We start from the raw sequence: 14150 nt of genomic DNA on the forward strand, positions 1-14150 counted from the left end.
CCTGTTCGTAAACAGCAATGCCAGTACCTGACTTACCTGGATTAGGGGAGCAAGCGCCATCACAATATATTTCAATATCACTTGGGCCATTGGGACTAATTGCTGCTGGTTTAGCGCTAGTTCCTTTGCTATTGGCTTTGCGGTTAGCACTTGGCGCTGCACCTGAGCCGCCAGCTTTACTTAAAGAACGTTGCATTAACGCTTTGGTATAAGTTGAGGCAAATGCTTGTTCAGCTGCTGCTTTTGATTCAAAACCCATATATTGTGCGTCTGAACGACCGGCAGTATGTTGTTGAACTTCAGGCCACTTGGTGAAAACACCTGTTTTTGCACCTTTCCAGATAACGTAGAATTTTTTACTCATAGATTATTTGCTAATTTTTATAAATGATAAAGACAATTAATGATTAGCATTATCATCAATATGTTAATGCTTAGCTACTAAAAAAGTGGCAGAGTTGTAAGAAAATTTATTAGGTAAGCAGTAGGTAAGTACTAGCGAAATGTAAAGTGAAAAAAGCCAGCTTAGCTTCTATGAAATAAAAACTAAACTGACATAAAACGTGTGTTGTTTTTAGACAGGGTTTGAAAATAAAACTTTAAAAGAAACCCAGTGGATTAACATCATAACTAACCAATAAGTTTTTGGTTTGCTGATATTGTTCTAACGCCATTTTGTGGGTTTCACGACCAACACCTGATTTTTTATAACCACCGAAGGCAGCATGAGCAGGGTACATGTGATAACAGTTAGTCCAAACGCGACCCGCTTGAATTTTACGTCCCATGCGATAAGCGCGATTCATATCACGTGACCAAACACCCGCCCCTAAGCCAAATTCAGAACTATTTGCTAACTCAAGTGCTTCAGCTTCATCCTTAAAGGTACATACTGAAATAACAGGGCCAAAAATTTCTTCTTGGAAGACACGCATATCATTTGTACCTTTGAGTAAGGTCGGTTGAATATAAAAACCACTGTTAAGTTCATCGGTTAATTGTTCAACGTTACCGCCCATAAGTACTTCTGCACCTTCATCTTTACCTATTTGAATGTAACTTAGGATCTTATCGAATTGCTGTTTAGATGCTTGTGCGCCAACCATGGTTGTTGTATCTAATGGATTACCTCGGGTAATGGCTTTAGTACGTTCTATGACTTTTTCGACAAATTTATCATAAATATCTTCTTGAACAAATAAACGTGATGGGCAGGTACATACTTCACCTTGGTTAAAGTAGGCAAGTACAGCACCCTCAATACATTTACTTAAATATTCATCTTCAAAATCAAGCACATCTTCAAAGAAAATATTTGGCGATTTTCCACCAAGCTCTACGGTTGACGGGATAATGTTTTTCGCGGCGGCTTGCATTATTTTTTCACCGACAGGTGTTGAACCAGTAAAGGCAATTTTAGCTATACGTGTACTGGTGGCTAATGCTTCTCCGGCTTCCGCGCCAAAACCATTAACAATATTTAGTACGCCTGCAGGTAATATGTCTTCAATTAACTCCATCAATACTAAAATTGAAGCGGGGGTCTGCTCTGCCGGTTTTAATATTACACAATTGCCTGCTGCTAGTGCTGGCGCCAGTTTCCAAGCCGCCATAAGGATGGGGAAGTTCCATGGGATAATTTGACCAACCACACCTAAAGGCTCATGAAAATGATAAGAAACAGTTTTCTCATCTAACTCAGCTAATGAGCCTTCTTGTGCACGTAAACAGCCAGCAAAGTAGCGGAAGTGATCGACAGCCAGAGGAATATCTGCCGCTAAGGTCTCTCTTATTGCTTTACCGTTATCCCACGTTTCAGCAACAGCAAGTAATTCTAAGTTTTGTTCAAGTCGGTCAGCAATTTTCAATAAAGCATTTGAGCGGTCAGTTACCGATGTAGTGCCCCAGGCATCTTTTGCTTTATGTGCTGCGTCGAGGGCAAGTTCAATATCAAGGTGATCAGATTGCGGGATTTGGCAAATCAATTGACCATTGACTGGGCTAATATTATCAAAATATTTCCCATTTTGTGGTTCAACCCATTGGCCACCAATAAAGTTTTGGTAACGTGATTTGAAGGTCATTAGCGCGTTTTCTGAACCGGGTTTTGCATAAATCATAACATTTCCTTTAATGGATAATGGCTAGTTAATCGGTTTATTCTTGTTATATTTTACTATTGCGTTTTTGTCCGAGGTTATTTACCTTAGTCAATAAGCGATTGCTTAACTGTGCTGTAAATTCAGAAAACTTGCCTACTAGTTCAAATTAGCGGATAAACTTTTATGATCACACAAGCTATAGATAGTGTCAGAAACCCACCTAAGGTACTGGTGGAAAATAAACTCAGCTTTGCTGGTCCTGAGTCTGAGTTGAGTATTTATGATACCTATCAACAAGCAGAGAAGGTTAAGTTACAGTCGGATCAACTGCTTTTTTGCGCTATGGTGACAGGAAAGAAAGTGATGCATAGCACATTAGATAATTTTCATGGCGAGTTTTTGCCCCACGAGTCTTTTATTATGGCGCCGGGTAGCTCGGTAGAAATTGATTTTCCCATTGCACAAATTTCCCAACCAACCACGTGTTTAGCCATAGAGATATCAAGTGAGCGGGTGCAACAAGTTTCTGCCATGTTAAACCAGCAGCAACCGCTAAATCAGGCCTTTGGTCATTGGCAATACGACAACAAACTTGTGCATACTCATCATAATCGTGAAACACAGAGTGTATTAAATCGTATTGTGCACATCTATACAGAAAACCATCCCGACCGCAGTGCCATGGTTGCTTTAGCCGTATCGGAGTTAACCATTCGATTATTACATCAACAAACCCGTGAGTTTATTTTGGCATTTTCACAGCAGGAGCCTGATCACAACGGCTTGAATGCCGCGATAAACCAGATTGAATTACACTTAAATGAGAGCCTAAGTATTGATGAGTTGGCACGGATTTCTTGTATGAGCCGCACTAAGTTCTTTCATGAGTTTAAGGTACATTTAGGTTGTAGCCCTATGGTCTATCAATTACAAAGCCGTCTTAAAAAAGCCGGCAAACTATTGAAACAAGGTCAGCAGATAACCCAAACGTGTTTTGCCTTAGGTTTTACTAATACCAGCCACTTTAGTCGATGTTTCAAAAAATTCTACGGTATCAGCCCCCGTCAGTACAAAGAGCGTTACTTAACCCGTTTGGCATAGCCTGTTTGAACTAAATTGTCAGTATGGCTAGCCACCTTGGCTAAAAACTTGTTAAAATTGGCACATTATTTATTATTCATTAGTTAGATTAGGATTTTCATGGCGATTAACTGGTTTCCAGGCCACATGCACAAAGCGCAAAAAGAAATAAAAGAGATATTACCGCAAATAGATGTGGTTATTGAAGTGTGTGATGCGCGTTTACCCTTTAGTAGTGAAAACCCTATGATCACTGAGATCAGGGGTGACAAACCACTGATAAAGATTCTTAATAAAAGTGATTTAGCCGATCCTGCATCCACTAAAATTTGGTTAGACTATTTAGAATCTCAGCATAATGTCAAAGCAATTGCTTTAACCACTGAACAGCCGAGCGTTGCTAAAAACCTTATTAGCTTAATTCGAAAAATGGTGCCGAATAAAGATGAAGAAGGTAAACAAATTAACGCCATGATAATGGGTATACCTAATGTTGGTAAATCGACATTACTCAATACCTTAGTAGGCAAAGCAAAAGCGAAAGTGGGTAATGAACCAGCGGTAACTAAAGGTCAGCAACGTATTCGTCTTGAAGAAGGTTTATACCTTTTTGATACACCTGGCATGTTGTGGCCTAAAATTTACAATGAAAATTCAGGTTATCGTCTAGCGGTATCAGGTGCGGTGAAAGATACTGCCTTTGATCATGACGATATTGCCTACTTTGCCGCCGACTACTTACTGAAGAATTATCCTAAGCGGCTAATGGATCGCTATCAGCTTGACGAATTACCTGAGCATGAAGAAGACCTAATTGAAGCCATTGGCAGAAGACGTAGTTGTGTTAAAAGTGGTGGCCGGGTGGATTTATATAAAGCCTCTGTCATTCTGATCAATGAAATTCGTGATAAAACCCTAGGGCCTATTTCTTTTGAGTTACCAGATATCGTAGTTGCAGAGAATCTCCACTTTGCCGAATTAGAAGAGAAACGCATTGCTGCCCGAGAAGCTAAAAAAACTGCTCGTGGTCGCGGTCGTAAAAACAAACGTTAATACTTTTATTTGTAATATTTTCATTTAATAAGGTTTTGATAATGAGCGAAGAGACAGTTTTCACCCTACATCCGCAGTTGGAAAAAGACGGTATTGAGTTGGCCGATTTACCTTTGTGTAAATTATTATTGTGTAATGACAGTGCCTACCCTTGGTTTATTTTAGTGCCGAAAGTAGCTGATATCAGTGAAGTATATCAATTAGATTGGCAGCAACAACAACAGTTACTCAATGAGTCGAGTTTGTTAAGTGAATTACTGATGCAAGTCTTTAGCGGTGATAAGATGAATGTTGCCGCACTAGGTAATGTGGTAGAGCAACTACATGTTCATCACGTGGTTCGCTTTAAAGATGATGCCCAATGGCCAAAACCTATTTGGGGTCAGCAAGCTTTAACGCCTTATTCAGCTGAAGAACTAACCGTACTAAAAGATAAGTTATTACCACAATTAGCTATTATCTTTGCTGAGAAATAGTTTTCAGGTAATAAATTACCATAGCGATTAATTAAAAAAGCCTCAATATGTTTTTTACATATTGGGGCTTTTTGTTTTCAGAACTAGCTAACTTACATCTCTAACCGCTATCTTCAATAGCTTTCTTTAGCTGTTCTTCCTAGCAGCTATTTCTAGCCGTAATATTAGCTTCAGCCTTGAGAGCAATACCAAATCATAATGACTACCGCACATCAAAATTAATTCTGGCTCATTCTAACTAATGTTAGTTAAGCTGCACTAGATGCTTTAGTAATACTGGTAACATTGTCGGCTTTACCTTGAGCCACCTGTGCTAAGGCTTGCGATAAATCGGCAATAAGATCGTCGACATGTTCTAAGCCAACAGAAATTCTGATCAAGCTGTCACTAATGCCCGCCTCAGCTCGCTCTTCAGGAGTGTAAGGTGAGTGGGTCATGGACGCTGGATGTTGAATCAATGACTCAGCATCACCTAAACTGACCGCAATGGAGAAAAGCTCCATGGCATCGATAAAGATTGTGCCCCCGGAAAGATCGGTATTTAATTCAAATGCAATAACACCTCCTGCGGCTTTCATTTGCTTGCCAATAAATTTGTACCCTGAGTGGCTTTTAAGGCCTGGGTAATAAACTTCTGACACCATAGGGTGTTGCTCTAAAAACTCAGCTACCGTTTGGGCATTGCTACAATGTCTATCCATGCGAATGGGCAATGTTTTAAGACCGCGCATAATTAACCAAGCATCATGAGGGCTTATTGTTGCGCCAATGTCTTTCAATGTGGTCATTTTGATTTCGTTAATCATTTCAAAACTAGCACAAACAATACCCGCGACAACATCACCATGACCATTGAGGTATTTAGTGGCACTATGGACAACTATATCGGCGCCAAATTTAGCGGGTTGCTGTAATACAGGAGTAAGGAAAGTGTTATCTACTATGGATAATAACTTATGCTCTTTGGCAATGGCGCAGATTTTTTCTAAATCTAATACCACCAAATTTGGGTTGATTGGCGTCTCTAAGAAGACCAGCTTGGTATTTTCTTTTATTGCAGCTTTGATATTTTCAGGCTCAGTCATATCAACAAAAGTCACCTCAATCGCGAATTTTTTAAGCATGTGGCTCATCAGGGCGAAGGAACAACCATAAACTGCTTTTGAGGAAATCATATGATCGCCAGCTTGTAAGTTAGTGAGCAGCGCAGCAGAAACCGCAGCCATACCGGTAGCGGTTGCGGCGGCATCATCCATACACTCCATGGCAGCAACGCGCTGCTCCAGTTGACGGGTCGTTGGATTACCTAAGCGGGTGTAAATATAGCCTTCACTTTCACCAGCAAAGCGATCGCCACCTTGTTTAGCATTATCAAAAATAAAGGTTGAGGTTTGATATAACGGTGTAGCTAGCGAGCCAAATTGTTTGTCATCAATTCTGCCGGCGTGAATAGCTTTAGTTTCTATGTTTTTGCTCTTAAACGTGGTCATAGCTTCTCTTCCAAAATGAGGTTGAATTATTATTATTTTATTATTTGTAATGGCATATACAGGCCTAGACGATACAAGATAAGTGAATTATTCACTGTTATAACGCAACCTATAATGGTTCAATTGCAACGATTACTCTTTTACTACTGCAACTATACTGCCAATAAATAAAATCCTTATTTTTCATGCGGATAGGTTACTGGCAATATAAAAGATAAAATTTTTGTACTAAAATAATGACAATGACGTTACTTATTAATCTCTAGGATTTTTAAATAGCCACTTCAACCCTTTATTCATAAGGGATTTTGTGTTTGTACTATTTTTATTACTATGTCATATTTGTAGTACTAGTTATTTGTAAGGTTATATTTTATGCGTATTGTCATTGAATCAAGCGACAGGATTGGTATTTCACAAGAAATATTAGCGGTGTTTTCCCAACAAGCTTGGAATTTAAAAGCGGTAGAAATTACCAGCTGCTTTACTTACCTACACCTTGAGTATGATGAACTCACCTTGTCGGAGATTAAGAATTGTTTAGCTGATGTTGCGGGCGTGATGAGTGTTGAGTCGACAAACTTGCTACCTAGCGAGCAGCGAGCCAATCACTTACAAGCATTATTAGATAAAATGCCAGAGCCTATTATCGATGTTGATAGCCAAGGTATGATTTTAGCGATGAATAAAGCCAGCCATAAACTTATGCCACAAGCCGCAGGCGGTAAGCATGATTTTATTGCCACTGATTATTTAGGCAAGCCTATTAACGAGTATATAGAGCAAATAACTAACACTATGCTGACTAATACGGCAACCAGTCAGGCAATTACTATTCAAGGAAAAGCCTATATTCTGGATATAAGCCCAGTATTATCGAATTCCACCATGAACACCGTAGCAAACAAAGCAAACGAAGTTAATGGCTCTGTGCTGCTGCTACGCTCTATGAATACTGTCGGGCGACAAATATCTTTAATGCAAAGTTATCAAGAGCACAGTTTTGATAATATTATTGGCCAATCAGAAAGCATTCGTTTAATTAAGGCTCAAGGGGAGCGCTTTGCTGAATTAGATTTACCGGTATTAATTAGTGGTGAAACAGGTACGGGTAAGGAATTAATTGCTCGGGCGTTACATCAGGCGAGTTCAAGAGCTAAAGCACCATTTTTAGCGATTAACTGCTCGGCATTACCGGAACATTTATTAGAAAGTGAGCTCTTTGGTTATGAAAGTGGTGCCTTTACTGGCGCGCAAAAAGGCGGTAAGCCAGGCTTAGTTGAATTGGCTGAAGGTGGTTGTTTGTTTTTAGATGAAATTGCTGAAATGTCACCGTATTTACAAGCTAAGCTGTTACGTTTTTTACAAGATTTAACTTATCGCCGTGTTGGCGGTACCAAAGAACTCGTGGCCAATATTCGTATTATCAGTGCCAGTCACCAAAATTTAGCTAAGCTAATCAGTGACAAAACTTTTCGAGAAGATCTTTATTATCGCCTTAACGTACTTAGTATTGAACTGCCCCCCCTTCGAGATCGTATCGATGATATGAGCCTATTAGCCAACTTATTTATTGAAAATGCTGTTAAGCAAGTGAGCAATAGTCAGCAAAAAAATTTCGCTAAGCCTAAACTTACTACGCAAGCACTCGCCTTATTACAGAGCTTTGCTTGGCCGGGTAATATCAGGCAATTACAAAATGTTTTATTTAGTGTGGTAGCCCTAAATAGTGGTGGTGATATTAGTGCAGATGATTTGCTGCAAATACTTAAAAAACATTCAACTAATATGCGAGAAAATAGCGATGTTGCTATGGAGACAGTTCAAGATTGGTCTAGTGCACAAAGCGAGTTTGAAGCTAAGTTGCTGGCGCACTTATACCCCTTATTTCCAACAACGCGAAAACTAGCTGAACGTTTAAAAGTATCACACAATAAAATTGCGATGAAGTTACGTAAGCATCATATAAAGTAAGTTGTTGGTTACAACGTCACTTTTCAAGGTACCGCCAATGCCTGCCTTAAATAAGTCAATGTTAGGAACGCAAACAAAAAAATGGTACGTTTTTAGTACCACTTACCTTGTTAACCTTTTATCAACATTGTCAGTCGTAAGGACTTATTTTAAAGTGGAACATATAAGAATGAAATATTATAACGGAAAGCCCTGTTTAAATGTGCTTTAACAACGTAAAATCACCTTTAATACTGGTTCAGTTACCTTTTAAGGTGTTTCGGTGTAATGTTATTACACGCTATGTAACTAATGTTCTTGCATTTAATAGTAAGGAAATGAGTCTACAAACTGATTATTTGCGATTATTTAATCACGAGACAAACTTACATATACTGAAATTGTAATTTAAGTTGCACATCAACGTTAGTAGGAACTACGTTTTTTATGTTTGTTTTCAGTAAAAAATCAAATGAAATTTTAAAAAATAATCAGCAAGGATTTACTTTAATTGAGCTGATGATCGTTACTGCTATTATCGGTATTTTGTCTGCCGTTGCTTTTCCTTCTTATCAAACTTATATGCAAGATGGTCGTCGTGTGGATGTGCAACATTTTATTTTACAGCAAGTGGCGATATTAGAACGTCAATATACTAGAGAAGGTGGTTATCGTGATGCTGGCGCAGCTACCAATGAATTTTCTATTACCACCACCAATTATTATAGTTTTACCTACCTACCAGCTACCACTGGCGTATTAAATGATCAGTTTACCCTAACTATTACGCCAATCCATGCACAGGCCGCGGATAAATGTGGTGTTATGACTATTAATCACCGAGGCATAACTACGGCTACCCCCGCAAGTATGTCGGCTGATTGTTGGGGCTAAATTTAAAAACCAGTTTGAAATGTAAGCGCCTCCAATTGGTAAGGGTATGGCTTATGATAATTATATGTGTTTGTAGTCGCATAGGGACGGATTATGAATAAAGAACAAGGTTTTACCTTAATGGAGTTGCTTTTTGTTGTGGCTATTGTCGGTGTTTTAGCCTCAGTGGCTATACCTTCATTTTCGCAACAAATGAAACAAGACCGTCTAGTCTCCAATGCTAATCAATTGCAAAGTGTTTTTAAATTTGCTCGCAGTGAAGCGGCTAAAAGAGATAGAGCCATTCAATTAAATGAAGATGCAGGTAATTGGGACGTTATGTTGGCAGGGCAAGTCGAGTCACTACAAAAATTTAGCCCAAGCCATAGCTCTATTTCAGTAACCGATCTTGCTGATTTGACCATAGCAAGAACGGGTGAAGTAGCGGGAGCAGGCAGCTACTTAATTACTGATGACGATAATGATACTACAGATTACTGCTTAAGCATTTTGGTCAGTGGCCAAAGTTTTCTTAGGAAAACGAATGCTTGCTAAGCCATCTCAAGTATAAGGACGGTAAAGATGAAACACTCAGTAAAAATGAAATCCCCCTTTTTCAAACAGAGGGGCTTTACTTTGGTTGAGGTACTTATTGCTTTAGCGCTTTCAAGTGTTGCATTGTTGGGTTTAGCCGTTGGGCAGTTAAAGTCATTACAGTTTGCTACCAATAGCTTTAATTACACCTTGTCATTAGTACAAGCAAATAATGCTATTGAGCGTACTTGGGGTAATTTGTGTGACTTACAGTCTGGTGATTTAGCCTATGATGCCGCTTATCGTGCTGCAAACCTTCAACCACAAATTAATGTTTATAAATTAATACCCGATCCTTTGCCGGGTGCTGCTTTTACTAACAATCTGGATATTACCGTGAGCTGGAATGATGCCCGCATGGCTGATGCTAACGACAGTATTATTCGCATTAATGCCCGATATCCACAAATTTGTCCTTAAGTCAGGTTTCAGCGCAATGTATATAAAAAATCAAAAAATGAATAGCGGTTTTACCTTAGTAGAATTAATGATAGGTTTAGTGATCAGTAGTATGGTCATCATTGGCATTACCGGTACATATTCCACCATTTCAGCTACCATTCAAGCCAGTAAAGAGTTAGAAAATGCCCAAGAGGTAATTCGTTACAGTTCGCAAGTCTTTACCCGTAGTTTAAAGCAAACAGATCAATTACCTGATGTTAGCGTTGCTCAACAACTTACCGTGCAGCAACCAGCTAATGTGACTTCTTGTCTTGGCGGTCTTGCACCAGGCGGACCTTATCAAGAAACCTATACCTTTAATGTGCTAACCAATGTATTAAGTTGTCGTATCGATGACGGTGACAACATTCCCTTATTACAAGGTATAACCGATATCACTTATGACATTAATGCTAATAAAAATCTAGTAACCATTAATGTGCAATCCTCCGCCTTACCGCAGAATTTTGATGGGAATGTACGTATTGATATCGCCTTAACAAGTCTCATTTTACAAGAGGCTATGCCAGCACCATAACAAGCTAATTTAATGGAATATGACTATGTTGAAATGTTTAACTATCAATGCAAAGAACAGCTGCAGTTTTTTTGTCGATAAACCTCAATTATTAGTAAGAAAGAAGCAACAAGGTTTTACCTTAGTTACTGTACTGATATTAAGCAGCTTAGCCAGTATTTTGGTATTAAACTCATTAAAAGATAATGTTAATCAAGAACGCTTGAGTGGTAATTTTCAAAAGAAAATTAATTCGCGCCTCGCCAGTGAACGTGGCATATTTGACTCTATGGCCGCGGCCAGTGTTTTTTTAGCTGCCAATCAAAGTGCCACTATTGCCGATTTGGTTAATAACCTCGGCCGACAATCGGGCACTACCACCTTAAGCCATGGTGGTATTAGCTATAACGTTGAATTGTCTGAAGAAACTGGCGAATTAGTATTATCAAGTACTGGCCATCGTTTTGAAGGCGAGTCAGCGTTAAAAGCTCGTTTGAAAATAGTACCTGGTGCTGGCGGCTCCGCTTTTTCTGATGCTGTGGTTGGCTGTGAAGGGGTGGACTTAGCGGGTAGTGGGCAAGTTGATAGTTATAACTCAAGTAATGCTGTTTATGATGCTAATAACCCAGGGAAAGAAGGGGATGTATCTACCATAGATAAAAGTGGCGCTAATGTTATTCTCGGCGGAAATAGTCCAATATTAGGGAATGTCAGTTCAACGGGAGAAATTAATACTAAAAGCTCTGATGTTGTTGGTAATTTACACGCCAATGGCAATATTATTATCGGCTCAAGCAGTGAAAAATTAAGAGTGGGCGGTAATGTGTGGACTCGTGGTAACTATTATCAAAATGGCGGTAAAATTGGCGGGCATGTGCGCGCTAATGGTGATGCATTTATGAAATGGAATAACTATATCTTAAACAATACCAATGATGGCTTAGACATTTTATATGGCGGCGCTGGCACGTTTAAAGATACCACTAATAATAAACATTATGAAGAAAGTCAATATAATGTCTTCCCCGATGTTGTTGAAGTGAAAGACTCAGATGCCACAGCCCCTGATTATGATCCAACGGACCCTGCCACTAATTGTGATCATTTAGGTATCGAAAATGTGGTCAATAGCGTTGATGATGGTAATGGTAACTTGATTAGCTTTGACTCAAGAGGTTGGGGCGATAACTACACCCTTGAGTCAGATAAAATGTATCGAAACGGCAATAGTCCAGAATTTACCTCGGTAAATGCGGATGTTTTAGGAAACAATATCCCAGTGATAAAACTTAAGGAGTTTAATCTTAGGGGCAGTGATAATTTACTTATTAAAGGCGGTGATGTCACCTTATTTGTTGAAGGCGACTTTAAAATGGCCGGTGCTACCAAAATAACCATTGCAGCAGGCAGCAGTTTGACCTTGATAATGAAAGGTGCTGTTGAACTTGGCGCTGGCGCAGATATTATTGCTTTACAGCATGGTCTTGCTGATTCTGGCTTGCCAGCAATGAGTATTTATTCATCTTATAGTGGCTCAGGCATAAATATTAGTGGCGACTTTGAACTCTATGCGCAAATTTATGCACCTTTATCTGATGTTAAAATTGCTGGTAGTGGCACTTTATATGGCTCTGTTCGTGGAAAAACGGTGACTGTCACCGGTGGCGCTGCTATACATTATGATGCTGCACTTGGTGATGGTGACCGAGGTGGTAGCTATAGCTCTGAGTCATCTTTAGCCTTTTTAGGATGGCAGTATTAGCTGCTTTAACGCTTAGTAAAAACAACCGTATTACTTGTAATGTGCCGAGCTTCCTTGAAATTTATTGATGAGGTGGCTTGGTTATATAAGGCTTGTAGAGCTGACTCTAGCCCGTCATACTAGCGTTAATACCTAACTGTTCTTTTGAGTGAAAAGTGACTTCAAAATCAAAGCAACCTCTGGTTACCGCTCAAAAAAACAAATCAATATCAAAAAAAAATATTGAAGAAAATCAGCTAAAGCATTTCTACATTGCTCAAGAACAATCTATTTACTTACTTAATCATAAAGATGCAACTAAGTTAAAGCAATGGGTTGAACTTTGTCAGCAGCAATTAAAGCAACTTGGCTTTGAGGAGGTTGCTCTGTTAGGTAAAGGCGCCTATGGTTTTGTTTTCTCTGGTATTAAACGTAAAAATGCTCTGGAGCAAGAACAACCAGTTGTTTTTAAATTCTCTCGCATTAACTTACCGCAACATGTGCAAGACCGTTTAGCCGAAGAAGCAGATATTCAAGGTCAGCTCGATCACTCACAAATTCCCAAGGTGATTGAATATCAAAAAATAAAACGCCAATCTATTTTACAAATGAGTCGCGCCCCAGGTATAGATTTAGAACAATTATCGCTACAAGTTGGCCCATTAGCACCCGAGTTGGTGGTCAGTATCGCCTTGCAGTTAGCCGATATCTTATTGTACCTACGTCAACCTAATAACCATAGGCAGTTAAAACCTATTGTCCATGGCGATATCAAACCTTCCAATTTGGTTTATGATAAAAGCACTGGCAAGATACAACTTATTGACTGGGGCTCATCAGTGAGTGCACAGCTTGATTGCAATCGACAAAGCACAAGTACTAATGTGATGGAACTGATGAGTAGTGATTTGCAACATAGCAACGCCCGTTTAGGCGATGTCTACTTTATCGGACCAGAACAACTTACCGGTGGACTATCGAGTCCTCGTTTTGACGAGCAAGGGTTAGCAGCAACCTTGTATGCATTGGCATCAGGGCAATCATGCCGTTATGGCATAAAAGTGATACCGCCAAACGCCTTAGGTTTACCTAAGTTACTCGCTCAGGTGTTAACGGGGATGTTAAGTGACGATGAAAAGTTGCGCAGCCAAGCCGGGGATTACTTTTTTAATAACCTTAGCTACCTCAAACAAGTAGTCTTGGCGGATAAACCAACGCAAGTTGAAATCATTGCCCATATTCCAGTGTGGATAAAACCGCAAGGTGAGCAAATTGATACCGTAGTTTATGGCTCAAGAAAGTCATTTTTACGTGAACAAACTGGACATGATCACTTACTAGATATAGATGATGCGCAATTGGATAAGTATTATAAAAATTACCTTATGGGTATGGGAGATAATGAAAAAGCCTTTATCGCGGCATTAAGCCGGCTAGGTAATTTCCCTGTGGTGGGCGGCTTTGCTATTCGTTGGGCAAAAGAGGGGGTTTATATTGACTCCAACTTAACCTTATTTGATGAAAGCCTTAAAGCTTCCTTTACCAGTGCGGTAAATAATATTATTTATTTAGCGCAAGGTATTTTCCGTGTTGGTATGTTTAAAAGTTGTTTGTTTAATGCCCGTAATACCTTACATGTTGAACGTAATAGCGAAAGCCAGCCTTTTATTGCCGGTTCTGCCCAGCAAATAACTTTTGAAGTAAGTGACATAGCAGATGTTGATGATGTAACGCGTTTGCACTCCTACTTTGAAGACGGTAAAGACCCCGATGAATATCTATATTTACCTGATGAGTTAATGACTGTGTTAGCTAAGTTGAACTTAATTC

The 14150-nt window shown here is 39.4% G+C and carries 13 protein-coding genes; 10 read left to right on the top strand and 3 right to left on the bottom strand.

The window, feature by feature from the left end; genetic code table 11:
- A partial coding sequence (locus tag HRT50_RS13890) for a viroplasmin family protein (RefSeq protein ID WP_291615483.1) occupies nucleotides 1-364 on the bottom strand: 364 nt, incomplete at its 3' end.
- A 235-nt stretch (nucleotides 365-599) separates the two neighbouring features.
- Nucleotides 600-2120 (bottom strand): aldehyde dehydrogenase family protein, encoded by a 1521-nt coding sequence (locus HRT50_RS13895; RefSeq protein WP_291615485.1) that lies wholly within the window; start codon nucleotides 2118-2120, stop codon nucleotides 600-602.
- Nucleotides 2121-2285: 165 nt separating this feature from the next.
- On the opposite strand from HRT50_RS13895, the gene HRT50_RS13900 reads away from it, so the two are divergent.
- From HRT50_RS13900 to HRT50_RS13910, 3 genes are all read left to right on the top strand, one after another.
- Nucleotides 2286-3203, top strand: coding sequence for a helix-turn-helix domain-containing protein (locus tag HRT50_RS13900; RefSeq protein WP_291615486.1), 918 nt, complete (start codon nucleotides 2286-2288; stop codon nucleotides 3201-3203).
- Between the two features lie 99 nt (nucleotides 3204-3302).
- Entirely contained in the window at nucleotides 3303-4235 is a 933-nt protein-coding gene (ylqF, locus tag HRT50_RS13905) for a ribosome biogenesis GTPase YlqF (protein WP_291615488.1), read from the top strand.
- Nucleotides 4236-4276: 41 nt separating this feature from the next.
- The gene (locus HRT50_RS13910) at nucleotides 4277-4711 is read left to right on the top strand and encodes an HIT domain-containing protein (protein ID WP_291615490.1); all 435 of its coding nucleotides are present in this window, start codon (nucleotides 4277-4279) and stop codon (nucleotides 4709-4711) included.
- Between the two features lie 248 nt (nucleotides 4712-4959).
- Here the strand turns inward: HRT50_RS13910 and megL are convergent, their stop codons facing one another.
- Nucleotides 4960-6201: a methionine gamma-lyase gene (gene megL / locus HRT50_RS13915; protein ID WP_291615492.1), complete on the bottom strand. Its 1242-nt coding sequence runs from the start codon at nucleotides 6199-6201 to the stop codon at nucleotides 4960-4962.
- A gap of 375 nt (nucleotides 6202-6576) precedes the next feature.
- On the opposite strand from megL, the gene HRT50_RS13920 reads away from it, so the two are divergent.
- The 7 genes from HRT50_RS13920 to HRT50_RS13950 all read left to right on the top strand — a co-directional run.
- Nucleotides 6577-8175 (top strand): sigma 54-interacting transcriptional regulator, encoded by a 1599-nt coding sequence (locus HRT50_RS13920; RefSeq protein WP_291615494.1) that lies wholly within the window; start codon nucleotides 6577-6579, stop codon nucleotides 8173-8175.
- Between the two features lie 426 nt (nucleotides 8176-8601).
- Nucleotides 8602-9048: a type IV pilin protein gene (locus tag HRT50_RS13925; protein WP_291615496.1), complete on the top strand. Its 447-nt coding sequence runs from the start codon at nucleotides 8602-8604 to the stop codon at nucleotides 9046-9048.
- 93 nt (nucleotides 9049-9141) lie between these two features.
- Nucleotides 9142-9582, top strand: a complete 441-nt coding sequence (locus HRT50_RS13930; RefSeq protein ID WP_291615498.1) for a GspH/FimT family pseudopilin — start codon at nucleotides 9142-9144, stop codon at nucleotides 9580-9582.
- A gap of 27 nt (nucleotides 9583-9609) precedes the next feature.
- Nucleotides 9610-10041 carry a prepilin-type N-terminal cleavage/methylation domain-containing protein gene (locus tag HRT50_RS13935; protein ID WP_291615500.1) on the top strand — a complete coding sequence of 144 codons (432 nt, stop codon included), beginning with the start codon at nucleotides 9610-9612 and terminating at the stop codon, nucleotides 10039-10041.
- 16 nt (nucleotides 10042-10057) lie between these two features.
- A complete protein-coding gene (locus tag HRT50_RS13940) occupies nucleotides 10058-10600 on the top strand; it encodes a PilW family protein (protein WP_291615502.1) in 543 nt (180 codons plus the stop codon).
- A 25-nt stretch (nucleotides 10601-10625) separates the two neighbouring features.
- Entirely contained in the window at nucleotides 10626-12341 is a 1716-nt protein-coding gene (locus HRT50_RS13945; RefSeq protein ID WP_291615503.1) for a hypothetical protein, read from the top strand.
- Nucleotides 12342-12496: 155 nt separating this feature from the next.
- A partial coding sequence (locus tag HRT50_RS13950) for a protein kinase (RefSeq protein WP_291615505.1) occupies nucleotides 12497-14150 on the top strand: 1654 nt, incomplete at its 3' end.

The organism is Colwellia sp., assembly GCF_013215345.1.
In the GTDB taxonomy this organism is placed as follows: Bacteria; Pseudomonadota; Gammaproteobacteria; order Enterobacterales; family Alteromonadaceae; genus Colwellia.